Source organism: Sulfitobacter rhodophyticola (genome assembly GCF_041281685.2).
Lineage (GTDB): Bacteria > Pseudomonadota > Alphaproteobacteria > Rhodobacterales > Rhodobacteraceae > Sulfitobacter.
On record NZ_CP166251.2, the window covers coordinates 2,696,663 to 2,718,876 of the forward strand.

Consider the following 22,214-nt stretch of genomic DNA (forward strand, 5'->3'; position numbering starts at 1 on the left):
CATGACCGTTCTGACCACCCACGCAGGATCCCTCCCCCGCACGCAGGAGGTGGTCGATTTCATCTTCGCCCGCGAACACGGCAAACCCTACGACCAGGATGCCTTCGACGCCACGATGACCGCCGCCGTGTCCGCCACCGTCGCGCGCCAGGTCGCGGCCGGTGTCGGCGTGGTCAGCGATGGGGAAACCTCCAAGATCAGCTATGCGACCTACGTCAAGGACCGCTATACCGGCTTTTCCGGCGACAGTCCGCGCAACGCGCCGGCTGATCTCAAGAAGTTCCCCAGCTTTCTCAAACGCCTCGCCGATGACGGCGGCACCCCGCAATACGCGCGGCCCATGTGCACCGGAGAGGTGAAATCCAAAGGGCAGGGGGAGCTGATGAAGGACATCGCCAACCTCAAGGCCGCCATGGCCGAACACGGGGCGGAACGCGGTTTCATGAACGCAGCCTCCCCCGGCGTGATCTCGCTTTTCCTGCAAAACGACCACTACAAAACGCGCGAAGCCTACCTCGCCGCGCTCGCCGACGCGATGAAGGAGGAATACGAAACAATCATCGCCGCGGGCCTCGATCTGCAACTCGACTGCCCCGATCTCGCGCTGTCGCGCCACATGCTGTTCAATGACCTCAGCGATGCGGAGTTCCTGAAGATCGCGAACGGTCATGTCGAAGCGCTCAACCACGCCCTGCGCGACGTGCCGCAGGACAAGGTGCGCCTGCACATCTGCTGGGGCAACTACGAAGGGCCGCATGTCTGCGACATCGGCATGGACAAAGTGTTCGACATGCTCATGTCGACAAAATCCCGCTACGTGCTGTTTGAAACCTCCAACCCCCGCCACGCCCACGAATGGACCGTCTTCCGTGACCGCCGCGCCGACATCTCGGACGACAAGGTCTTGGTCCCCGGCGTCGTCGACACCACCACCAATTTCGTCGAACACCCCGAGGTCGTCGCCCAACGCATCGAACGCTTCACGGATATCGTCGGTGCGGACCGCGTGGTCGCAGGCAGCGACTGCGGCTTCGGCACTTTCGCAGGCTTTGGTGCCGTGGACCCAGAAATCGCCTATGCCAAACTGGAATCCATGCGCGACGGAGCGGCACTGGCAGGGGCACGGGCATGAACGACAGCCTGCACGCTCTACTCAAACGCGTCGACACCCCTACCGTCTGCAACGCCATCGAAGTGGCGCAGGGCAAACGCGGGTTCGATGCCTTCACCCGTGGCACCATGCAGTGTTCCGCCCCTGGCGCGTCGATGGTCGGCTACGCCCGCACCGCGCGCATTCAGGCGGTGAACCCGCCCACCGAAGACCCCGCCATCATCAAAGCCCGCCGCATGGCCTATTACAAATACATGGCCGATGGCCCGCGCCCCGGCGTCGCCGTGGTGCAGGACCTCGATGTGCCCAACGCCATCGGGGCGTACTGGGGCGAGATCAACACGAATGTGCACAAGGCCTTCGGCCTTTCGGGCGCGCTGACCGATGGCGTGATGCGCGATCTCGGCGATCTGCCTGACGGCTTTCCCGTGGTCACTGGCTCCATCGGCCCGAGCCACGGTTTTGTGCATGTGGTGAACTTCGACCAACCGGTGCGCATCCACGGCATGACCGTCACGCCGGGCGCGTTGGTGCACGCCGACCGCCACGGCGCGGTGGTGATCCCCGATGACGTGGTGCCCGATCTGGAAGCCGCCATCGCGCAGCTTTTCAAATCCGAAAAGGTCGTGCTGCACGCGACGAAAGGCAAACGCATCACCTTCGCGGAATTCGAGGACGCCTGGGCCGCTTTCGAGGCTTCCCGCACCTAACCCTTCGGCGCGGGCGCTCCCCCCTCGAACGCATTCCCGTCGACATAATCGCAAGGCGCCTCCTGCATCTCCAGATGCAGCCCGTCCCCGGTAAAGGGATGCGCCCGTGCCAGTTCCTCATCCACCTCGATGCCCAGGCCCGGCGCCGTGGGCGCGGCGATGAACCCGTCCTCCACCCGAATACTGCCCTTGATCAACTGATCATGAAACGGCGTCTCGATCGTCTCGGCCATCAACAGGTTCGGGATCGACACGCCAAAATGCACATTTGCCGCCCATTCCACGGGTCCCGCATACAGGTGCGGCGCCATCTGCGCGTTATAAACCTCTGCCATGGCCGCCACCTTCTTCATCTCCCAGATGCCACCCGCACGCCCCAATGCGGGCTGCAGGATCGTCGCCGCTCCCGCCCGCAACACCGGCGCGAACTCCGCCTTGGTGGTCAGCCGCTCGCCGGTGGCTATTGGAATGCGCACAGCGCCCGCAACCTTCGCCATCTCCGCCACATTGTCCGGCGGTATCGGCTCTTCATACCAAAGGGGGGAATACGGCTCCAACGCTTGCCCCAACCGAATGGCCCCGGCTGTCGAAAACTGCCCATGGGTGCCAAAAAGCAAATCCGCACGATCCCCCACAGCCTCCCGAATGGCTGCACAAAACGCCACGGACTGCGCAATGTCCGACATCGCAGGCATATGCCCGCCACGCATCGTGTAGGGCCCCGCCGGGTCGAACTTCACGGCCGTAAACCCGCGCGCCACACAATCCGCTGCCGCCTCCGCCGCCATCTCGGGCGAAGACCAGAATGCGCTCACGTCATGATGCGCAAGGGGATAGAGATAGGTATAGGCCCGCACCCGCGCGTTCATGCAGCCGCCCAGCAACGCATAAACAGGCCGCTCCCGGTCCTTGCCCAGAATATCCCAGCAGGCAATCTCCAGCCCCGAAAACGCCCCCATCACGGTCAGATCAGGCCGCTGCGTGAACCCGGAGGAATAGACCCGCCGGAACATCAGCTCGATGTTCTCGGGGTTCTCCCCGGCCATGTGGCGCGCGAACACATCCTCGATTATCGCGACCATCGCCTCAGGCCCGACGGAAGCCGCATAACACTCCCCCCAGCCGACAATGCCGGTATCGGTCGTCACCTTCACCAATATCCAGTACCGCCCGCCCCAACCGGGGGCAGGTGGTGCGGTGACAATCACATCCACGCTATCAAGTTTCACGCCAACCCGCCCCTTCCAAATGGTTCAAAAAACCCGGAGGCTCCGGAGGCAGAGCCTCCGAAAATCCCGAAACCCTCAACAAATCCCTACCGATCGAACAAGATCACATTGCGCCGTGCCGCGCCCGTGCGCGTATCCGCCATCGCTTCATTGATCTGATCCAGCGACCAGCGCCCCGAAATCAACTCATCCAGCTTCAACCGCCCCTGCAGATACAAATCCACCATCCACGGGATATCCCGCTGCACGACCACATCGCCCATTTTCGATCCGACCATACCCTGACCCATGAAAGCCATCGTCACCGGTTCATAAGAGGACATCGCGCCGGAATGGGGCATGCCCACCATGATCACCTTGCCGCCCCCGGCCAGGTAACGCGGTGCGGCGTCGTAGGCCGGGATCGCGCCCACGGTGACAATCACCGCATCGGCCCCGCGCCCCATTGCCTTCAAGGCGGCGCGCCACGGCTTGGCCTGCGTCGCCAGCACCCCGTCCGTCGCGCCAAACTCCCGGGCAATCTCCAGCTTCTCTTCGGTCATATCGACCGCCACGATCCGCCGCGCACCAGCGATCCGCGCGCCCTGTATCGCGTTCAAACCCACGCCACCCGTGCCGATGACAACCACGTCCTGACCTGCGCGCACCCCGGCGGCATTGACCACCGCACCCACACCCGTGATCACCCCGCAGGCGATCAGACAGGCCGCTTCTTTGGGGATGTCGTGGCTGATCCGCGCCACCTGGGACGCCTCGACCACCACCTTCTCCGCAAAAGCGCCCGACGCCATCGCCTGATGCAGCTTGCCGCCGTCGGCAGTCTTCAATGGTCCGAAATCGCCATCATAGGGTGTCTCGCAGATCGTCGGCTTGCCGCCTGCGCAACTGGGACAGGACCCGCAGGACCGGATCAACGTGACCACCACGCTGTCGCCGACCTCAAGACCCGTCACGCCCGCACCCACCGCGGACACACGTCCTGCCGCTTCGTGCCCGTAGACCGCAGGCAGGCTGCCGCCCCAACCCCCGTCGGCAAAGGAAATGTCCGAATGGCAAATCGCCACGGCGTCCAGCGTGACCTCGACTTCGGTGCCTTCGGGCGCGCGCAGCAGCACGTCCTCGATCACAAGGGGCGCGCCAAATTCATGGGCGACGGCGGCTTTGATGGTCTGCAAGGTGCGGCTCCTGTGGCTGGGTTTTCCGCAGGCACCGTGGCGCAGCGCGCCGCGCCTGACAAGCGTGGAAATGCGGGCCGGTCGCTTACTTGAGGTCCACGTCCCGCACCGCCCCAAGCCGTGAGGCGAAAATCGCGGCCCCCAGCAGCGTCAGACCCAGCGCCAGCAGAAAGGGCGCACCGGGCAGATAGATCGGCGCATCCGCACCTGTAAACCGCGCAAAGGTCGCAGTCATCACCAGTGGCGAAGCGATCATCGCAAGCGCCGATGCCGACGTAAGCGCGCCCTGCAATTCGCCTTGCACATTGCCGGACACCCTGCGCGACATGATCCCCTGCAACGCAGGCGGGATCACCCCGGCGAAGGCCGCCAGCGGCGTCAGCACCAGGGCCACCGGACCGGAGGTCAGTACCGCCAGACCGCCATAGGCCAGTGCGGCAAAGGCATATCCGCTCAGTACCGTGCGTCGCTCTCCGACCAGACGCAGGAAGGGGCCGATCAGCCCGCCCTGCACCAGTGCCATCGTGCCCCCGAACAACGCCAGCGACAGGCCCGTCAGCGCAGGTGTCCAACCAAAGCGTTCCTGACCGAAATAGGCCCAGACAGAAGGGTAAACGGCGAAAGCCACGTGATAGAGGAAATAGATCAGCAGCAATTGCCGCACCCCGGGTAACTGCCCCAGCTGCCGCACCGCGCCCCAGGGGTTCGCCCGCCGCCAGTCGAACCTGCGGCGGTCTTCGGGTCTGACGGTTTCGCGCAGCACGACGTATCCGAGGATCAGGTTGGCACTGCCCAGCAGCGCTGCGGCCCAGAAGGGCGCGCGCGTGCCATATTCGGCCAGCAGCCCACCCGTCACCGGACCCAGAATGAAACCCACGCCGAAACCCGCCCCGATCAGGCCGAAGTTCTTCGTGCGGTTCTCCGGCGCCGTGATATCCGCCATATAGGCCGTCGCGGTCGATTGCGTCGCGGCGGTAATCCCACCGATGATGCGCGCAGCCAGCAGCAACCAGATGCTGCCCGCCAGCGCCAAAACCACGTAATCCGCCGCCATCACCGCCAGCGATACCAACAACACGGGCCGTCTGCCGAACCGGTCCGACAGGCCGCCCATAACCGGGCCGAACAGGAACTGCATCACCGCGAATGTGGTGGCCAATACACCGCCCCAAAGCGCCGCATCGCCCAGATCACCGCCATTCACCTCGCGGATGAGATCCGGCATCACCGGGATCATCAACCCGATACCCATCGCGTCGATCATTACCGTCAGCACGATGAACACGATTGCCGCCCGCCGGTTCATCAGAGCGCTGCGGCCCGTGCGGCGAAAGCCTGTGCGTCTGCGAGGGCCTCGCCAAGGTTCGCCGCAGGATCGAACAGGTCGGCAGGCAAATCGGGATAATCCCGCCGCGCAAGTGTCTCAAGCGGCACATTCTGCTTCATCGCTTCCTGACACAGCACCTTGGTGGTCTGCTGTGCCTCTGGCCGGGGGAGGATCCGGGCCAATGCGAAACTCAACGCTTCGGCGTGGATCAGTCCCATATGCGCCTCCAGATGCGCGTGCATCTGCACCGGGTGGGGCATCACGCCCTCGGCCAATGCGCGCCCGTGTGCCAGTGCTGCAGCAAGGCTCAGCGCCAGCTGCGGCAGGCTCAGCCATTCGGCGAACCACGCCCCCGCGTCGCGCTGATGCTGATGGGGCGCGGCCGCGCGCAGGGTCGCCTGAAGCCCGGTCGCGTGATGTCCCAGCGCCACCAGCGCAGAGGCGGCCACCGGGTTTTGCTTTTGCGGCATGGTGGAGGACGCACCCGCCGTGGCCAGGGCCACTTCAGCCACATCCGTCGCACACAGACCCATGATCGTCTGGCCCAGGTGTGCAAGCGCCGCAATCACGCGGCCCTGCCAATCGACAATGCGCAGAACGGGGGCGCGGTCGGTGTGCCAGGACCGGCCCGGATCGGTCAATCCCAATGCCTTCGCCAGTGCCGCGCGGGTCTTTGCCGCCTCCGGCCCCAGCGCGTTGCCCGTGCCCGCAGCACCCGAAAGCGAGACCCACAGACTGCGCGCGCGCAAATCGTCCAGTTCCGCCAGCGCATCCATCAGTGGTGCGCCAAACCCGGCCAGAACAGCGCCCCAGGTGGTCGGCGTGGCGTGCTGGCCGTAGGTGCGCGCGGGCATCGGCGTGCTGGCGTGTTCCGCCGCTTGTAACCCCAATGTCCTGATCAACGCCCGCAGGTCCGCTTCGGCCAACGCCAGGGACTGCCGCAGCCGCAGCATCAATCCGGTGTCGATGATGTCCTGCGACGTGGCCCCCCAGTGCACGTATTGGGCATGTTCGGGTGCTTTCATCTCGGCCCGGAAAGCCGCGACCAGTCCCGGCACGCTCACCCCGTTCTGCCCTGTCGGTTCGGCCAATGCGCCGGGGTCGATCTGCACCTCCATCGCCGCGCGGTGGATTGCCGCCGCGCTCAACTCCGGGATCACGCCCTGCGCGCCCTGCACCTGCGCCAACGCTCCTTCCACCAGCAGCATCGCGCGGATGGCAGCGGTGTCACTGAACAGGCGACCGGTTTCGCCGGTGGGAAATAGCTGCGCGTGCAGGGGGCTGTCAAAAAGGCTCGCGGCCATGGGGTGATCTTTCCTGAAGGTCTCAGATGTGGCCGGTGCTGCGCAGGAACTCTGACAGGATGGCCGCGTATTCCTGCGGTTGTTCCACACAGGGCAAATGGCCCGCCTTGCGGATCAGTCGAAATTGCGCACCGGGGATCAGTTCGACAGTTTCGCGCACCAGATCAGGCGGGGTGGAGCCATCTTCCGATCCCGCGATCCCAAGCGCGGGCAGGCGCAGGCTGGCCGTGGTCGTGAAGAAATCCGTGCCGGAAATCGCCGCCGAACACCCCGCATACCCCACATCCGGCTGCCGCGTCAGCATGTTGCGCCACAACATCAACTCCGGCGTGGCGCGGAAATCGGCAGAGAACCACCGCTCCATCACCGCATCCGCAAGACGTTCGATCCCGCCGCGTTCCACATCCGCGATCCGGTCGGCCCAGATTTCGGGTGTCCCGATCTTGGCCCCGGTATTGGACAGCACCATCGCGCGGATCAGATCCAGCCGCTTGACCGCCAGCCCCTGCGCGATCATTCCGCCAATGGACAGACCCACGAAAAGCGCGTCCTTCACCTCCAGATGATCCAGGAGCCGTTCCACATCCGTGACCAGCGCGCCCATGGTGTAGGGCGCAGGCGGGCAGGACGACAATCCATGCCCCCGCTTGTCATAGCGAATGATCCGCAGGCCCTCCGGCAGCAGCGGCAGGACCGGGTCCCAAAGCCGCATATCGGTCCCCAATGAGTTCGCAAAAACCACCGGCGCGCCATCCTGCGCGCCGTCGACGCGATAATGCAACTGCACGTCGCCGGTATCAAACATCTGCATCATCGTTGCTCCTTCATCTCGATCGTGGCCATGATCTGCCCATGATCCGACGCCAGCTTGTTGTAGGGCGCCTCTGGATGGCTGCCGTCGGTCAGATGGTCGTTCAGCACCGAGAAATAGATCATCTCGCCCCGCGATTTGCGGTGATCGGGCAGGAAGTGCCGCGACAGCAGGATCTGGTCGATGCTTTCATACACCCCGTTGAAAGCCGCCGTGTAGACCATATCGCGGAGCGACCTGCGCACGAAGAGCTTTTCGGCGGCATGCAGGCGCACGGCCTCGATATCCTCGGAAATCTGTGCGCTTTCGTCTTCCGAATAGCGGTCTCCGCGGTGTTCGGCGTCATGGCGCAGCATCCATGCGTAGTTCTTGAACGGCGCCTCCCCATGGATGATCTCCGAACTGACAGAGGTTTCGGTATCGTTGAAATCACCCAGCACGATGACAGGGCGATCCTGCTTCAATTCCTGCACAATTGCGCGGCGCAGCACCCATGCTTCGGCCATCCGGCGCATTGCGGCGCGGGCGGCCCCCATGGCGCGCCCCAGCGGGTCATACTGGGTCAGGTCGGCCTCGGGCGCATGGTCCGCCCCTTCGGGACGGATGAACTCCCCCAGTTTGGATTTCAGATGGCAGTTGAACACTGTCACCACCGTGCCGCCGACAGGCACGCGGACCTTCAGGACGGGTCGGCTGAGCTGGCGCAGGGTATAGGATCCGCCGTCGCCCGCGCCAAAGGTCTGGAACGGGATCACAAGCGGTGTCTCCAGCGTCTGAAGCACCTCCGGCGGCCCTTCGAACCCGAGGCGCGACAGTATCGCGACGCCGGGACGGCGGCTGCCGGCCGCGCCGTCGTGCACATTGGGCGCAAAGACCAGCGCGGCATCGCCGTAGTCGCGATAGGCCAGCCGGTCAAAGATCGCGCGATGGCGATACCGCTTGTCCTGCCCCGGCAGGCTGGCCGCATTGTTGGCCCGCCCCAACGCATCGGCGCGGGTGATCGTGGCCCGCAGGGCGTCTTCCTCGAACACCTCCTGGAACCCGACGATGTCGGCGTTCATCGTACAAAGCTGATCGGCCAGCCAGTCTTCCTTCCAGGCGTATTCCTCGGGTGTGTAGGACTGGAACTTGTAATACTCCTTGTCCGGCCCGATCAGGTTCTTGACGTTGAAACTGGCGATGGTGAAGCGGGTCATGCAAGCGTTCCCAATGCGCGGGCGAACATGTCGGGGTCTACGTTGCCGCCTGAAAGGGTGACGATCACATTCTCGCCCTCGATCTGATCCTTGCGAAAAAGTGCAGCCGCCAGCGCCGCCGCACCGCCGGGTTCGGCCACGACCTTCAGCCGGTTGAACGCATGGCCCATGGCCTGCAACGCCTCATCCTCGGAAATCAGCAGGGCAGGGCCCACAAGCCGCTGCATGATCGGAAAGGTAATATCCCCCGGCTGCCGCGAAATGATCGCATCGCAGATGTTGCCGGAGGTCCGCGGGTTCTGTTCGATCCTGCCCGAACGCAGCGACCGGGCCACATCGTCAAACCCTTCGGGCTCAACCGGGCGCACCCGCAGCCCCGGCGCGTCCGCCTCCAGCGCCAGCGCAATGCCAGAGGTCAGCCCGCCGCCGCCGCAGCACACCAGCACATCTGCCTTTTCAATGCCCTGCGCAGCGGCCTGCGCGGCAATCTCCAGCCCGCAGGTGCCTTGTCCGGCGATCACCTGTGGCTCATCAAATGGTTTGATCAGGGTCAGGCCGCGCGCCTTGCTCAGGTCCGCGCCGATCTCCTCGCGGCTTTCCGTGGCGCGGTCGTACAGCACCACTTCCGCCCCATAGGCGCGGGTGTTGTCGATCTTCAACTTGGGGCTGTCCGATGGCATGACGATCACCGCTGGCACGCCGTGCAGCTTCGCAGCCAGCGCCACCCCCTGCGCATGGTTGCCCGATGAAAACGCGATCACACCGCGCGCGCGGGTTTCATCATCCAGCGCCGACAGCGCCGACCACCCCCCGCGAAACTTGAAGCTGCCGGTGTGTTGCAGGCATTCCGGTTTCACCCAGACGCGGCGGCCCGCGATGTCGTCCAGGAAAGAGGAATTCAGCAACGGCGTGCGCCGCACATGCCCTTCCAACCGCGTGTTTGCGGCGCGGATCATGTCGATGTTCATTTCATCGCCTCCACCCATCTGTGCAAGGCCGAAACGGCTTCGGGCTCATCCAGAAACGGCACGTGGCCCCGGTCGGGTACGACGGCGGCAAACATGTCCGGGCGACGCTTCTGCATCTCGCTCAGCGTCTCCTGCGTGAAAAGTCCCGAATTCGCGCCCCGGATGCAGGCCAGTGGTAATCCGTCCATCGCGTCGAAAAAGGGCCACAGATCGGGCATCGGCTTTTCACGCTCCTGCTCGACAGCGTCCCGCAGTTTGGGGTCATAGGTGATCTGCAAGCCGTTTTCGGTCTCCGTGTAGTTCTTCTGCGCCTCGCGCAGCCAGCGTTCGGGCGGCACGTCCCTGAAATCGGAAAAGACATGCTGCAACGCGGCGGCGGCTTCTGCGTGGGTCTTGGCCGCCGGGTTGCGACCAAGGTAGACGAGGATGAAATCGATCCCCTTGGGGTCAAGCGCCGGACCAATGTCATTGAGCGCCACGCCAAGCAGGTGATCCTTCGCCAGTGCCGCCAACCCCATCGCGATGATCCCCCCGCGCGACGTGCCAAGGATGGCCGCCTTGTCCAGCCCCAGATGCGCCAGCAGTTCCATCACGTCGCGGCCTTCGACCTGCACATTGTAGTTCTCCCACGTGGGATCGAACTCGGACCGGCCACGCCCGCGGTAATCCATGCGGATCACCCTGTTGCCTGCCAGACGCGGGGTGACATATTCGAAATCCGCCGTGGTGCGGGTCAGACCGGGCAGGCACAGGATGGGCAGGCCGTCGCCTTCGTCCTCGTAATAAAGGGTCAATCCGTCGGATGTGGTAAAGGTCGCCATGTCAAAGCCCCGCCAGTCTGGGAATACCTGTCAAATCACGCAACACATGGGCAGGCTCCCATGGCAGTCTGTCCATCGGTTCACCGCTCCGGTTCACCCATGCGGTCGTGAACCCATAGCCCGTCGCCGCCGCCGCATCCCAGCCGTTGGAGGACACGAACAATACGTCCTCCTTGGCGCAGCCGAAATGCCCGCCCACCAGATCATAGACCCGTTGGTCCGGCTTGAAGATGCCGACGCTTTGCACCGACAGCGACACATCCAGCACCTCTTCAAGCCCGGCAGAGGTCACGGCCCCCGCCAGCATCTCCGGCGACCCGTTTGACAGGATCGCGGTGTTCATGCCGCCTGCCTTCAGGGCCGCCAGCATGTCGGGGACCTCCGGATAGGCCTGCAATTCCCAATAAAGCGCCAGCAAGCGTTCGCGCAGAACGGCGTCGCCCGCATGGCCGGTCTTTTCCAGCGCCCAGTCCAGCCCGTTCTGCGTGACTTCCCAGAAATCGGTATGCGCCCCGGCAACGGCGCGCAGCCATGAATATTGCAATTGCTTGAGCCGCCAGTGTTCGGCCAGTTGCGGCCAGTCGTCCCTGATAGCAACGCAATCGGGTTCTGTCGCGGCTTGCCGTGCGGCGGCGGCCACATCGAACAAGGTGCCGTAGGCGTCAAAGACGCAGGTGGTGATGGGCATGCATACGCTCCTTTTTCAAGCGCAGACTGTCACGCAGCGCGCAGGTGTAAAAGGGCAGAATTGTACCACTTTTCCTGTCGGGGTTTACTTCGTACGCTGCTTTTGAAAGGGTGCGCCGGACATCAGAGCACCCGCGCAGATACGCGGCCTCTGCCCCCTCTTTTCCCTTACATCCCCCGAATTGGAGAGACGATGACGCAGGTCAAGCCAGGCGATAAGGTCGCCATTCACTACACTGGTACGCTGCTCGACGGCACCACCTTTGACAGCTCAGACGGGCGCGACCCGCTGGAATTCGAAGTCGGCTCGGGCATGATCATTCCGGGGCTTGATGTGGCGATACCGGGCATGGAAGTGGGCGACAAGAAGGTGGTCAAGATCGCCTGCGCCGAAGCCTACGGCCCCATCCGCCCCGAAATGCGCCAGAGCATCCCGCGCGAAGGCATCCCCGCGGATATCCCGCTGGAGATCGGCACCCAGCTTCAGATGCAGACCCCCGAAGGTCAGCCGCTGCCGGTCATGGTGGTGGAAGTGGACGAAGCAACCGTCACGCTGGACGCCAATCACCCTCTTGCGGGCAAGGACCTGCAGTTCGACATCGAACTGGTCTCCATCGCGGAAGGCTAGATTTCTAGTCGCCGACCTTGACCGCCTTCAGGCGCTGGCCCAGTTCTTTGGCCTCCGCCTGTGCGTCGATGCGGCTTTGGCTGGCCGTCTCGGCATTGGGTACGGCTCCCCGGTTGACCTTGACCCGGTCGCGGGGCAGGGCGGATTGCGCAGGTGCGGCATTGGCTGTCTGGGTCGGCACGTCGCGGCCGGTCATCTTTGCGATACCGTTCATGCCCGCCTCCGCCAAAGCGGCGCGCAGGTCGGGTTCGGCGCGCAACACGAAGCCGATCAGCAGCATCAGCATCAGGCCGACGATGCGGGACATGAAAAGCGCCTTGCGCGCACGGTCCTGCCGGGACTGGACCACCTGTTCGCGGTATGTATCTGCAAAAGCCATGACCCAGCGTTAGGGGCGGATCGGGGCGAAATCATGGCGCATAGGGTGCAATTTTCGTGCGCGCCCCCCTCGCACGTCTCCGCCCAGCCGCGTAAGGAAGGGCCATGACATCCGAAGCCCCCCATGAAATCTACCTTGTCTGTGCGCCGGGGCTTGAAGCGCCGCTGCTGGCAGAAGCGCAGGCCAAAGGCTTTGCCGACGCGCGATCTTCCCCCGGTGGCGTGACCGTAACGGGCGGTTGGCCGGACGTCTGGCGCGCCAATCTGGAATTGCGCGGCGCAGTGCGCGTACTGGTGCGCGTGGGGTCCTTCATGGCGTTTCATTTGGCCCAGCTGGACAAGCGGGCGCGCAAATTCCCCTGGGGGGACGTGTTGCGCTCCGATGTTCCGGTGAAGGTGCAGGTGACCTGCAAGGCTTCGAAAATCTATCACGCCAAGGCCGCGACCCAGCGGATCGAAACCGCGCTGAAGGAGAGCCACGGGATTACGGTTTCTGCCGATGCGACTTTGGTCGTGAAGGTGCGCATCGACGACAACCAGGTGGTGATCAGCCTTGATGCAAGCGGCGAACCCCTGCACAAGCGCGGCCACAAGCAGGCCGTCGGCAAGGCCCCCCTGCGCGAGAGCATGGCGTCGATGTTCCTGGCGCAATGCGGCTTTGACGGGTCGCAGACGGTCGTGGACCCGATGTGCGGATCGGGCACCTTTGTGATCGAAGCAGCCGAGATCGCGGCAGGCCTGCAACCGGGGCGGTCGCGCAGCTTCGGCTTTGAGGATCTGGCGAGTTTTGATGCCGACGCCTGTGCCGCCCTGCGCCGTGAGGCGGGGGAAGTGACCGGCCCGCCGCATTTCTTCGGCTCCGACCGCGACGCAGGTGCTGTGCGCATGGCGACCGAGAACGCGGCGCGGGCCGGGGTGGGGGCGGTGACGTCCTTTGTGAACCTCTCTGCCGCCGACGCCCGCCCGCCTGAAGATCCACCCGGTCTGGTCATTGTCAATCCGCCCTATGGTGCGCGGATCGGGAACAAGAAGCTGCTTTATGCGATCTACAGCGAATTCGGGCAGACCATGCGGACGCATTTTAAGGGCTGGCGCGTGGGGATGGTGACGTCCGAACCCGGTCTGGCCAAGGCGACAGGTTTGCCGTGGCTGCCCAAGGGTGCGCCCGTGGCGCATGGGGGGATGAAGGTGTGGCTGTGGCGGACTGGTGTGTTGGGGTGATGCCAATCGATTGCGCGTCCGTGCACCGCGCGGCGGGCGCTGGCAGCCCCTGGGGTGGCGCTTGCGACGGCTGTTCGGGTCACTTTATGGTCGCCAAACACTCTCCACAATCGATGGATGCACTGATGGCAGACAAAGCGCCAGCCCGTGGGAGGGGCTGACGCTGCCCGGCGGCTGCAAGCAGCCTTGATTCCGGGCGACTATCCAACCGTAGGGTGCGCATTCATGCGCACCATTCCCGCAGACCAATCACACGCAAAGGTGCGCAATAAATGCGCACCCTAAGGCGCGCGTGGTCAGAGATACTCCGCCTGCGGCATTCCCAATACATGGAACCCGCCATCGACGTGGATGATCTCCCCCGTCGTACAGGCCCCTGCATCGGACGCCAGATACACCGCCGTGCCGCCCACCGCCTCCAGCGTCGCATTGCTGCGCAATGGCGCGTTCATGTCGGTGTGCTTGTATGTCTTGCGCGCCCCGCCAATCGCGGCCCCCGCCAGCGTCTTCATCGGACCGGGAGAGATTGCATTCACGCGGATACCTTCCGGCCCCAGATCGTTGGCCAGATAACGCGTCGCACTCTCCAACGCCGCCTTGGCCACGCCCATGACGTTATAATTCGGCACAACCTTGTTGGACCCCTGATAGGTCAGCGTCATCAGCGTGCCGCCGTTCTCCACCATCAAGGGATGCGCGCGGCGCGCCACCTCGATGAAGCTGTAGGCGGAGATATCCATCGAATGCTTGAAATTGGCGCGCGACGTGTTCAGGAACCGTCCCGTCAGTTCGGATTTGTCCGAAAAGGCAATGGCATGCACGACGAAATCAATCGTTGGCCATCGCGCGGCCAACCCTTCGAAAGCGGCATCCAGCGATGCGTCGTCGGTCACGTCCACGTCCACCATGAAATCGCTGCCGACGCTCTCGGCCAGCGGCTTCAGCCGCGTCCCGAATGCTTCCCCCTGATAGGTGAAGGCCAGTTCCGCACCGGCCCCGGCCATCGCCCGCGCGATGCCCCATGCGATCGACCGTTCGTTCGCGACGCCCATCACGAGGCCGCGTTTTCCTTTGAGTAATTCTGACATATCCCGCCCTTATCCCTGATATTTCGACAGGATCATCGACCCGTTGGTGCCGCCAAATCCGAAAGAATTCGTCATCACCGAATCCAGCCCGGCATTTTCAACCAGCTTCGTTGCGATCTCGCCGGGATCCAGCGCCGGGTCCAGCGTTTCGACGTTGATCGACGGGGTGATGAAATCATGTTCCAGCATTAGCAGGCAGAAGATCGCCTCCATCGCGCCTGCTGCCCCCTGACCGTGGCCGGTCATGCTTTTTGTCGAACTCACCGGCGGGGTTGACCCCTGGCCGAACACCCGGCGCACCGCTTCGATCTCGCCCACGTCGCCGACGGGCGTCGACGTGCCGTGCGCGTTGATATAGCTGACCTTGCGCCCCTCAGGCAGGGTGGCCAGGGCCAGTTCCATCGCCCGCTGCCCGCCTTCACCCGAAGGCGCGACCATGTCATGGCCATCCGACGTGGCTGCAAATCCGGTCACTTCGGCATAAATCTTCGCGCCGCGCGCCAATGCGTGGTCAAGGTCTTCCAGCACCACGATGCCGCCGCCCCCGGTGATCACGAAGCCGTCGCGGTTGGCGTCAAAGGCGCGGCTGGCCGTCTTGGGCGCGTCGTTGTACTTGCTGCTCATCGCGCCCATGGCGTCAAAGAGGCACGACAGCGTCCAGTCCAATTCCTCGCCGCCGCCTGCGAACATCACGTCCTGCTTGCCCAGCATGATCTGCTCCGCCGCAGACCCGATACAATGCAACGACGTCGAACAGGCGGAGGTGATTGAGTAATTGATGCCCTTGATCTTGTGGGCCGTCGAAAGGTTCGCGCTGACGGTCGAAGACATGCACTTGGGCACCGCAAAGGGTCCGATCCGTTTGGTCGCCCCGGTCTTGTCCACCGTGTCATGCGCCGCCTTCATGGCCGACGTTGACGGCCCGCCAGAGCCTGCAATCAACCCGGTGCGCGGGTTCGACACGACATCCTCGCCCAGCCCGGCATCTGCGATCGCCTGCCCCATCGCGACATAGGCATAGCCCGCGCCGGGCCCCATGAACCGCAAGGCGCGCTTGTCGATATGTTCGGACAGATCAATCTTCAGCGTGCCCGCGATCTGGCTGCGAAAGCCGTGTTCGGCCATCGCCTCGCTCGCCTCGATCCCGCTGGTGCCGGCCTTGAGCGATGCAAGCACTTCCTCAGCGTTGTTTCCGATGGATGAGACGATGCCCAACCCTGTGACGACGACTCGTCTCATCTGCAAACCTCCGGTGACCCTTCAATTCTGCAAACCTTCGGTTTGACACGGCACATGGGCGCACTCCTTTGATGTATCGCGGCCTATTTAGGCCAGCGGGGCGCAACGGCGCAACCAGATAGCGCATCGGCCCGCAGCACGGCAGCCCCGCTTGAAATTTCAGCCCTGCGCAGCGATGATGCCCGCTTAGTGATATGGAGTGTCCGTCCAATGCTGCCTGTCTTCCGCGCCCTTGCTGCCGTAATGCTGTGTCTGGCCCTGACAGCCTGCGAAACGCCGGAGGAACGCGCCGCGCGGGAAAGCCAGTTCAACGGCAAATCCTTGGTACAGGTCAGCGCCGCGATTGGCACGCCGGATCTGCAGAACAGCAAGACCGCCATCTGGAAATACAGCGAACGACAGGTCTATTTCGAACCGATCTATATCTACGATGAACATGGTTTTGCGCGGATCGTCGGGCATCGTCGGATCATGGACCACGATTATTGCACCTATACCGCCAGCCTGTCTGGTGGCCGCGTCGTGGCAAGCGACTATCAGGGGAACAACTGCCTGCGCTATGCGCCCCGACTCCCCCGGAACTGAACTTTCAGGCGCTTTCAGCCGCGCGCTGCGCCTCCAGAAACCGGGTCATGGCAGCGGTTACCAATTCGGGTTGCTCGATCGGGCTGGTGTGGCCTGCATCGGGGATGATGGTCATCTGCGCGCCCTTGATCGCGGCTTCCATCGCCTGCGATTTCGCGACGGGCGTGGCGATGTCATCCGCACCAACGATGATCTGGGTCGGCGGTGGGTTCTCCAGGGCAGCCATATCCGCCAGTACGTCATCGCGTGAAAAGATCGCCTTGCCGAACCTGTGGATGGACCGCTTGTCCAGCGCGCTCATCTCAGCGCGCCAGAACGCCACATCCGCACGCTTGTCCGGATCAGTCAGGAAAGGCTGCGCCATCAGGATCGGCATGACCTTTCCCATAAGCGGCCGCACGCCCAGCCACCGCACCGCAAACAGCAGTTGGTTGTATTGCTTGAGCGCGGCAGGATCTTCCGCTCCCGCCGCCGTGTCGATCAGGGTCAGACTGCGGATCAACTCCGGGCTGCGCAGCACCAGCCGCAGCCCCACGAACCCACCCGTGGACATGCCGGCGAAATGCACCGGCTGATCGGTCAGCCCCCGGATCAGCGCTTCGGCATCATCGACCAGATCATAGATCCCGAACGGGGCGCGGCAGGGCGCGCTTTGCCCATGGCCGCGATGGTCAAAGGCAATGACGCGGTAGCGATCCTTCAGGGCGCTGATCTGATGATCGAACATGCGGCTGTTCATCAGGTAGCCGTGGGAAAAGACGATGGTTTCAGGACCTTTGCCTGTGTCGGTATAGGCGACCTGGCGACCGTTTGCGTTAAGATGGGGCATGGCCTGCTGCTCCTTTGGCAGGAAGGGGACAGGGCAGAGGATCGGCAATTGAATTGAACGGGTCAAGGGACGTGCGCATCGCGCTGATCCCCGCCAGTGCGGATCTGATCATTTGCGGTCCCGTAAATCACGTGAGGCAGATCGCCCATTCAGATGGATCCGCCGCGCACCGTGACGCGGATCAAGGCATCTGGACCAAAGCAGGAAACAACTTGCTGTCCTGCCGTTGATATGGATCAATTGCAGCCTTGAAACAGCTACTAGAATTGGAAAGTAGACGTTGATCCGGGGGGAGACGTCTGCACAGCGCTGGCAGGGCAGGGTATGTTCTCAAGTTGTTCGGGTTTGATGACCAAAGGCCTTGCCAGCTGCTTTCTCATCGCCAGAATGGAGGGACTTGTGCTCAGACGCGCGCTTATTACCGCGCTGGTGGTTGGTTTTGCCTTCCCGGTGCTTTCAGGTGAGCAACGCTGTGATGGTCTTGACATCACGGTGAATGCCGAACACTCGGCAGATGCAGAAAGCGTATGCGCCGCATCCCGGCGCGCCGCTGCGCAGTTTGCCCGATGCAACCTGCCATTCCCCACCGACCCGATCCGCATAGATGTAATCGAAGACATGTCGCCCCATTGCGTCGCGGTCTATCATTGCGGCGAGGATTGGATCGAAATCCTCGCCCCGAAGCAAATGCAATCCCGACGCAAGGAGGAGGGCGCCTTTTCGTCTCTGGATACCGGGCGTTATTTTCAAAGCGTGGTTGTGCATGAACTGGCGCATGCCGCACTCGACAGCACGCCCTGTCCGTTTGAGACCTGCATCGCGACAAGCGAATATGTTGCCTATGCGATGCAGGTCTTGTCACTTGACGCAGTGGCGCAATCGCAATTCAGCGAAAAGGCCGGATTGGACAGGCGGGTATCCATCGATGAACTGAGCATGATGGTATATCTGATGGCCCCAGGCCGGTTTGCCCAAAAAGCCTGGATACACTTCACACAGCGCGACGACCCATGCGGCTATATCGACCAGATCGTGAAAGGTGTGGTCCTGCTTGATACGGAGCGTTTCTAGGCTGCGGCCCCGGATAGTATTTGCGGTAAGCCTCTGACCAATCAGGTTTTCTCATCTCTCCCTGAAACGCCAAGCCATGGTCCGGCACCGACTTGCGCAGCCAAGGGCAGCTCAGCGCTTCACGCCATGATGGAACTTACCGTCGCACTGGCCGTTCTCCTCCTAACCACATTCAGGAGGCCCCATGTCCACGATCACAACAATCAATCCGGCGACCGGAGAAACCATTCAGACCTACGACAAGATGTCAGAGGCACAGGCGATCGAAGCGGTCGAAGCCTGCCATGCCGCGTTTTTGCAGTGGCGCCAGAAGACCCACGAGGAACGCGCGCCCTATCTGAAGAAAATCGCCCAGAAGCTGCGCGATCATTCCGACGAACTGGCCGAACTGATGACCCGTGAAACCGGCAAGCTGCTGAAAGACGGCGCAACCGAGGTCGAGATTTGCGCGGCCATCTTCGAATACACCGCCGAGCATGGGCCCGAAAAACTTGCGGATGAGGAACGCAGCCACGGCAAGGGCCAGCGCGGTATCGTCACCTATCAGCCCATTGGCGTGATCTATTCGATCCAGCCTTGGAATTTTCCGCTCTACCAGCCCGTGCGCGTTCTGGCGGCCAACCTGATGGCGGGCAATGGCTGCGTTCTGAAACACGCATCGATTTGCACGGGCAGCGGCCTGCGCTTGCGCGACCTCTGCATCGAGGCCGGCCTGCCCGAGGATATCTTCAAGGTCGTCCTGATCGGCCATGACGTCAGCGACAAGCTGATCGAACATAAGCTGGTGCGTGGCGTGACCATGACAGGCAGCGACGGTGCGGGCCGACACATCGGTGCCAAGGCTGCCGAAGCGTTGAAGAAAACCGTGTTGGAGCTCGGCTCAAACGACGCCTATCTGGTGCTGGAGAACGCCGACATTGAAACGGCGGTGAAGTATTCCGTCATGGGGCGGCTTTATAACAACGGTGAGACCTGTGTCTCGGCCAAGCGGTTCGTGGTGGCCGACAAGGTTTATGACGATTTTGTCAGCGCCTTCGTCGAGCAGATGAAAGGCATCACGCTGGGTGATCCGACAGCCGATGATACCCAACTTGGCCCGCTTTCCAGCGATGAACAGTTCGATACCGTCAAGGAACAGGTCGACAAAAGCGTGGCGAAGGGGGCCAAGGTGCTTTGCGGTGGTGACGTGCCGGATCGGACGGGGGCCTATTATCCCGCAACCGTGCTGGGCGATGTGACCCCCGGCATGCCCGCCTATGATGATGAGATTTTCGGCCCCGTGGCAGCCGTGATCCGCGCCAAGGACGACGAAGATGCCATGCGCATCGCCAATGACAGCCGCTATGGGCTGGGCGGCGGTATATTCTGCAAGGATGAAGACCACGCGCTGAAACTTGCGCGCGATCATTTCGACACCGGCATGGTGCGCATCAATTCCTTCGGTGCGGCGGACCCCAACATGCCATTCGGCGGCGTGAAGGACAGCGGTTATGGCCGCGAACACGGCGGCTTCGGCATGAAGGAATTCGTCAACGCCAAGGCGGTTTTTCTGCCCTGATCCCCCTGCATCGACTGCACACCCTCACGAAAGGACACAAAATGAATACGCAAGACACACCCCTGAAGGTACTTGTGGCTGGCGCCACCGGCGCAACCGGCCAGCACCTGGTCCGGGAGTTGCAACAAAAGGGCGCACACCCGACTGCAATGGTGCGCGAAGGGTCGGACCTCGGCGTGTTGCCGCAGGGTATCGACCTGCGCAAGGCGGACCTGACCGATCTGGCGGACGATGTCTGCGACGGCATGGATGTCGTCATCTTTGCCGCTGGTTCGGGTGGCGATACCGACAAGGAAATGACCGACAAGGTGGACCGCGATGGCGCACAGACCCTCATCGACCGGGCACGTCACGCGAAAGTGGCACGCTTTGTCATGCTCAGTTCAGTGGGTGCTGACAATCCCGACCCCGACAGCCAACTGGCCCATTATCTTGAGGCCAAGCATGCAGCCGATGAACACCTCAAGCAATCGGGCCTGACCTACGCCATCCTGCGCCCCGTCGCGCTGACGGATGATGCAAAGACAGGCGATATCAAGCTGGGTGAAAAGGTCGACAAATCGGCAAAGGCCCGCCGCGCCGATGTGGCAGCGGTACTGGCCGAAGCTGCGGTCGACGGGTCGCTTGACGGTCGCGCCGTGGATATGCAGACCCTTTGAGAAGTCCGACGAAGAGAGAGCAGCAAGACCGGCCAGCCCTTTGCAATAAATGCTTCACGCCTGTGACAAACGCATTGGGCCTGCACAGTCAAACCAAGCGATAGCTCCCGATGATTTTTTCTTGAGCGGGTAATGGTTGTGAGCCAAGCGGACAAAGCACCCTTTCGCTGCACTTGCGCCAATGGCCGCTCTCGGTGAAAGCGTCAGAAACAGACCCGAAGACATCTGACCTGAACAGTCAATTCAACTAACAAGGCTTAGGTCGAGTGTCTTCGGGGCTGACCCCGCCTCACGCAAATGAGCAGCTTCAAACTCTTCCATCGCCAGGTCTCGATCCCATTTTCTGATTTCCTTCGCGGTGCGTTGCGCTTTTTCTTTTTGGCATTTTGCAAGATGTCGTCGCACCTCACCGACCTTGAGGCATTCGCGTGCCGCAAGACCGTTTAGGGCATCACAGCCTGGGGGTGCAGGCCCGTAGATGTCAGTAAGGGCTTTACGTTCGGTGCGCGTAAGCCCGTTTGTCACCATCGGCCCGAGCAGCAGGCTTTCCGACAGGCATCCATTGGCAATGACCACCTCATGGTGGTCGCAGGCAAAATGTATCCAGGTGATGGATTGCTTGCCATTCATGTTACGAATGCCGCGCAAACCTGTCAGGGATTGCGCCGGGGCAAAGGCCTCTGTCTTGAACCAGCCATCCAGTTGCCCCTTACCACCCACAAACATTCGGTGATGTGGTGAGACGACGAGGTCCTGTATTGGACGCCCCGACCCAAGCGCCCCGGCGGCGATCAGTACGGGCTTTGCATTGTACTCAGCCCTTTCCAGAGGATGATTGCCACGCCGCACCCAACGGATAGTCTGGGGGCCATGATCTACCGTGGTAACCAGATCACCGACCCGCAATCCTTCGACCGCCCGGGGGCCTTTCGGCGTTTCGATCAGCGTTCCGGGAGCATAGCAGGGGATGGTGCCGGGATCACTGTTTGAAGCCGTAAAGTAAGATGCACCGCCATCGTTGGACTGCAAAGATTGCTGGCTGCCACTGTGCTCTCCCACAGGCGTTGAATCAGTACCGTTGGCAGGCCCTTCAACAGCAGTAACTGTGTCTTTGAACGAAATGAACTGAATAACGTTGCCGGAGTCGTCAACCAAAGCGATCGCTTCGTCGTTCTTGATGTCAGGGAAATTTGGATCGCTGTCATCGAACACATAGACGTCGGTGCCAGCGATGGTGTTTACAACCGGACCAAAGTTCAAGGTTTGGTCGATGGTTCCGTCGTTTTTATAAACAACAAGGGAGTAGCCCGACACGTCGGTGCCACCATCCACGGCAACCTCGACAAAGTTATCCGCCGCACCACCGTCGTAGTCTACTTCTGAGATGTATGCTGCCATTGTTTTTTCCTCGGCTTTTCAACCTGAACAATCGCAGCGTCAACTTAACGGCTGACTTAAGGCGAGACAGCGTTTACCTTTAATTTTCGAAGAGCTTTCTATTTCGGACAAGCACGACCCCGCATCGGCCCCACCGAGAATTCAATGGCTTTGGCCGTTCCAGATAGCGGCCAACTAAACGACAATGAACGCCCCCAACAGAAGCCGCCATTCGCTATCGG

The 22,214-nt window shown here is 62.4% G+C and carries 22 protein-coding genes; 8 read left to right on the top strand and 14 right to left on the bottom strand.

The genetic code is table 11. From position 1 onward, the window contains the following. Position 1: 1 nt before the first annotated feature. A complete protein-coding gene (locus tag AB4X18_RS14225; protein WP_370400709.1) occupies positions 2–1,132 on the top strand; it encodes a cobalamin-independent methionine synthase II family protein in 1,131 nt (376 codons plus the stop codon). Then, positions 1,129–1,821: an RraA family protein gene (locus AB4X18_RS14230; RefSeq protein WP_370400710.1), complete on the top strand. Its 693-nt coding sequence runs from the start codon at positions 1,129–1,131 to the stop codon at positions 1,819–1,821. Before AB4X18_RS14225 ends, AB4X18_RS14230 begins: the two co-directional genes overlap by 4 nt. Here the strand turns inward: AB4X18_RS14230 and AB4X18_RS14235 are convergent. The 9 genes from AB4X18_RS14235 to AB4X18_RS14275 form a co-directional block, all read right to left on the bottom strand. Beyond that, entirely contained in the window at positions 1,818–3,050 is a 1,233-nt protein-coding gene (locus AB4X18_RS14235; protein WP_432816732.1) for a mandelate racemase/muconate lactonizing enzyme family protein, read from the bottom strand. The two genes, AB4X18_RS14230 and AB4X18_RS14235, sit on opposite strands and share 4 nt — an antisense overlap. 86 nt (positions 3,051–3,136) lie before the next feature. Then, entirely contained in the window at positions 3,137–4,225 is a 1,089-nt protein-coding gene (locus AB4X18_RS14240) for a zinc-binding dehydrogenase (RefSeq protein WP_370400712.1), read from the bottom strand. Between the two features lie 85 nt (positions 4,226–4,310). Then, positions 4,311–5,531, bottom strand: a complete 1,221-nt coding sequence (locus AB4X18_RS14245; RefSeq protein WP_370400713.1) for a TCR/Tet family MFS transporter — start codon at positions 5,529–5,531, stop codon at positions 4,311–4,313. Continuing rightward, on the bottom strand, positions 5,531–6,856 hold the full coding sequence (locus AB4X18_RS14250; RefSeq protein ID WP_370400714.1) for a lyase family protein: 1,326 nt from the start codon (positions 6,854–6,856) through the stop codon (positions 5,531–5,533). Before AB4X18_RS14250 ends, AB4X18_RS14245 begins: the two co-directional genes overlap by 1 nt. 22 nt (positions 6,857–6,878) lie before the next feature. Then, positions 6,879–7,667, bottom strand: coding sequence for a 3-oxoadipate enol-lactonase (gene pcaD / locus AB4X18_RS14255; protein ID WP_370402637.1), 789 nt, complete (start codon positions 7,665–7,667; stop codon positions 6,879–6,881). After that, entirely contained in the window at positions 7,667–8,863 is a 1,197-nt protein-coding gene (locus AB4X18_RS14260) for an endonuclease/exonuclease/phosphatase family protein (protein ID WP_370400715.1), read from the bottom strand. Before AB4X18_RS14260 ends, pcaD begins: the two co-directional genes overlap by 1 nt. Then, a complete protein-coding gene (locus AB4X18_RS14265) occupies positions 8,860–9,831 on the bottom strand; it encodes a threonine ammonia-lyase (RefSeq protein ID WP_370400716.1) in 972 nt (323 codons plus the stop codon). Before AB4X18_RS14265 ends, AB4X18_RS14260 begins: the two co-directional genes overlap by 4 nt. Beyond that, positions 9,828–10,652, bottom strand: coding sequence for an alpha/beta fold hydrolase (locus AB4X18_RS14270; RefSeq protein WP_370400717.1), 825 nt, complete (start codon positions 10,650–10,652; stop codon positions 9,828–9,830). The genes AB4X18_RS14265 and AB4X18_RS14270 overlap by 4 nt, the downstream gene beginning before the upstream one ends. A 1-nt stretch (position 10,653) precedes the next feature. After that, a complete protein-coding gene (locus tag AB4X18_RS14275; RefSeq protein WP_370400718.1) occupies positions 10,654–11,340 on the bottom strand; it encodes a haloacid dehalogenase type II in 687 nt (228 codons plus the stop codon). A 192-nt stretch (positions 11,341–11,532) separates the two neighbouring features. On the opposite strand from AB4X18_RS14275, the gene AB4X18_RS14280 reads away from it, so the two are divergent. Then, positions 11,533–11,967, top strand: a complete 435-nt coding sequence (locus AB4X18_RS14280) for an FKBP-type peptidyl-prolyl cis-trans isomerase (RefSeq protein ID WP_370400719.1) — start codon at positions 11,533–11,535, stop codon at positions 11,965–11,967. Between the two features lie 4 nt (positions 11,968–11,971). Here the strand turns inward: AB4X18_RS14280 and AB4X18_RS14285 are convergent, their stop codons facing one another. Continuing rightward, the gene (locus tag AB4X18_RS14285; protein WP_370400720.1) at positions 11,972–12,346 is read right to left on the bottom strand and encodes a hypothetical protein; all 375 of its coding nucleotides are present in this window, start codon (positions 12,344–12,346) and stop codon (positions 11,972–11,974) included. Between the two features lie 104 nt (positions 12,347–12,450). On the opposite strand from AB4X18_RS14285, the gene AB4X18_RS14290 reads away from it, so the two are divergent. After that, complete coding sequence (locus AB4X18_RS14290; protein ID WP_370400721.1) at positions 12,451–13,566, top strand: THUMP domain-containing class I SAM-dependent RNA methyltransferase; 1,116 nt, start codon at positions 12,451–12,453, stop codon at positions 13,564–13,566. Between the two features lie 296 nt (positions 13,567–13,862). On the opposite strand, the gene AB4X18_RS14295 is transcribed toward AB4X18_RS14290, so the two are convergent. Both AB4X18_RS14295 and fabB read right to left on the bottom strand, forming a co-directional pair. Then, positions 13,863–14,654, bottom strand: coding sequence for an enoyl-ACP reductase FabI (locus AB4X18_RS14295; protein WP_370400722.1), 792 nt, complete (start codon positions 14,652–14,654; stop codon positions 13,863–13,865). 9 nt (positions 14,655–14,663) lie between these two features. Then, positions 14,664–15,893 carry a beta-ketoacyl-ACP synthase I gene (fabB, locus tag AB4X18_RS14300; RefSeq protein ID WP_432816733.1) on the bottom strand — a complete coding sequence of 410 codons (1,230 nt, stop codon included), beginning with the start codon at positions 15,891–15,893 and terminating at the stop codon, positions 14,664–14,666. A gap of 210 nt (positions 15,894–16,103) precedes the next feature. Here fabB and AB4X18_RS14305 point away from each other — a divergent pair, with 210 nt between their 5' ends. After that, complete coding sequence (locus tag AB4X18_RS14305) at positions 16,104–16,478, top strand: hypothetical protein (protein WP_432816734.1); 375 nt, start codon at positions 16,104–16,106, stop codon at positions 16,476–16,478. A gap of 4 nt (positions 16,479–16,482) precedes the next feature. Here the strand turns inward: AB4X18_RS14305 and AB4X18_RS14310 are convergent, their stop codons facing one another. Further along, entirely contained in the window at positions 16,483–17,307 is an 825-nt protein-coding gene (locus AB4X18_RS14310; protein ID WP_370400724.1) for an alpha/beta fold hydrolase, read from the bottom strand. A 399-nt stretch (positions 17,308–17,706) separates the two neighbouring features. On the opposite strand from AB4X18_RS14310, the gene AB4X18_RS14315 reads away from it, so the two are divergent. The 3 genes from AB4X18_RS14315 (at position 17,707) to AB4X18_RS14325 (ending at position 20,595) form a co-directional block, all read left to right on the top strand. Continuing rightward, positions 17,707–18,378: a DUF6639 family protein gene (locus tag AB4X18_RS14315; protein ID WP_432816735.1), complete on the top strand. Its 672-nt coding sequence runs from the start codon at positions 17,707–17,709 to the stop codon at positions 18,376–18,378. Between the two features lie 184 nt (positions 18,379–18,562). Continuing rightward, positions 18,563–19,936: an NAD-dependent succinate-semialdehyde dehydrogenase gene (locus AB4X18_RS14320; RefSeq protein WP_370400726.1), complete on the top strand. Its 1,374-nt coding sequence runs from the start codon at positions 18,563–18,565 to the stop codon at positions 19,934–19,936. 41 nt (positions 19,937–19,977) lie between these two features. Next, positions 19,978–20,595 (top strand): SDR family oxidoreductase, encoded by a 618-nt coding sequence (locus AB4X18_RS14325; RefSeq protein ID WP_370400727.1) that lies wholly within the window; start codon positions 19,978–19,980, stop codon positions 20,593–20,595. Positions 20,596–20,838: 243 nt separating this feature from the next. On the opposite strand, the gene AB4X18_RS14330 is transcribed toward AB4X18_RS14325, so the two are convergent. Beyond that, complete coding sequence (locus AB4X18_RS14330; RefSeq protein WP_370400728.1) at positions 20,839–21,993, bottom strand: Hint domain-containing protein; 1,155 nt, start codon at positions 21,991–21,993, stop codon at positions 20,839–20,841. Positions 21,994–22,214: the final 221 nt, after the last annotated feature.

Coding starts and splice junctions, on each gene's coding strand:
- AB4X18_RS14265 (WP_370400716.1), bottom strand. CDS start 9,831: ATGAACATCGACATGATCCGCGCCGCAAACACGCGGTTGGAAGGGCAT.
- AB4X18_RS14330 (WP_370400728.1), bottom strand. CDS start 21,993: ATGGCAGCATACATCTCAGAAGTAGACTACGACGGTGGTGCGGCGGAT.
- AB4X18_RS14250 (WP_370400714.1), bottom strand. CDS start 6,856: ATGGCCGCGAGCCTTTTTGACAGCCCCCTGCACGCGCAGCTATTTCCC.
- AB4X18_RS14280 (WP_370400719.1), top strand. CDS start 11,533: ATGACGCAGGTCAAGCCAGGCGATAAGGTCGCCATTCACTACACTGGT.
- AB4X18_RS14310 (WP_370400724.1), bottom strand. CDS start 17,307: ATGCCCCATCTTAACGCAAACGGTCGCCAGGTCGCCTATACCGACACA.
- AB4X18_RS14290 (WP_370400721.1), top strand. CDS start 12,451: ATGACATCCGAAGCCCCCCATGAAATCTACCTTGTCTGTGCGCCGGGG.
- AB4X18_RS14275 (WP_370400718.1), bottom strand. CDS start 11,340: ATGCCCATCACCACCTGCGTCTTTGACGCCTACGGCACCTTGTTCGAT.
- AB4X18_RS14230 (WP_370400710.1), top strand. CDS start 1,129: ATGAACGACAGCCTGCACGCTCTACTCAAACGCGTCGACACCCCTACC.
- fabB (WP_432816733.1), bottom strand. CDS start 15,893: ATGAGACGAGTCGTCGTCACAGGGTTGGGCATCGTCTCATCCATCGGA.
- AB4X18_RS14260 (WP_370400715.1), bottom strand. CDS start 8,863: ATGACCCGCTTCACCATCGCCAGTTTCAACGTCAAGAACCTGATCGGG.
- AB4X18_RS14285 (WP_370400720.1), bottom strand. CDS start 12,346: ATGGCTTTTGCAGATACATACCGCGAACAGGTGGTCCAGTCCCGGCAG.
- AB4X18_RS14320 (WP_370400726.1), top strand. CDS start 18,563: ATGTCCACGATCACAACAATCAATCCGGCGACCGGAGAAACCATTCAG.
- AB4X18_RS14245 (WP_370400713.1), bottom strand. CDS start 5,531: ATGAACCGGCGGGCGGCAATCGTGTTCATCGTGCTGACGGTAATGATC.
- AB4X18_RS14305 (WP_432816734.1), top strand. CDS start 16,104: ATGCTGCCTGTCTTCCGCGCCCTTGCTGCCGTAATGCTGTGTCTGGCC.
- AB4X18_RS14225 (WP_370400709.1), top strand. CDS start 2: ATGACCGTTCTGACCACCCACGCAGGATCCCTCCCCCGCACGCAGGAG.
- pcaD (WP_370402637.1), bottom strand. CDS start 7,667: ATGCAGATGTTTGATACCGGCGACGTGCAGTTGCATTATCGCGTCGAC.
- AB4X18_RS14270 (WP_370400717.1), bottom strand. CDS start 10,652: ATGGCGACCTTTACCACATCCGACGGATTGACCCTTTATTACGAGGAC.
- AB4X18_RS14325 (WP_370400727.1), top strand. CDS start 19,978: ATGAATACGCAAGACACACCCCTGAAGGTACTTGTGGCTGGCGCCACC.
- AB4X18_RS14295 (WP_370400722.1), bottom strand. CDS start 14,654: ATGTCAGAATTACTCAAAGGAAAACGCGGCCTCGTGATGGGCGTCGCG.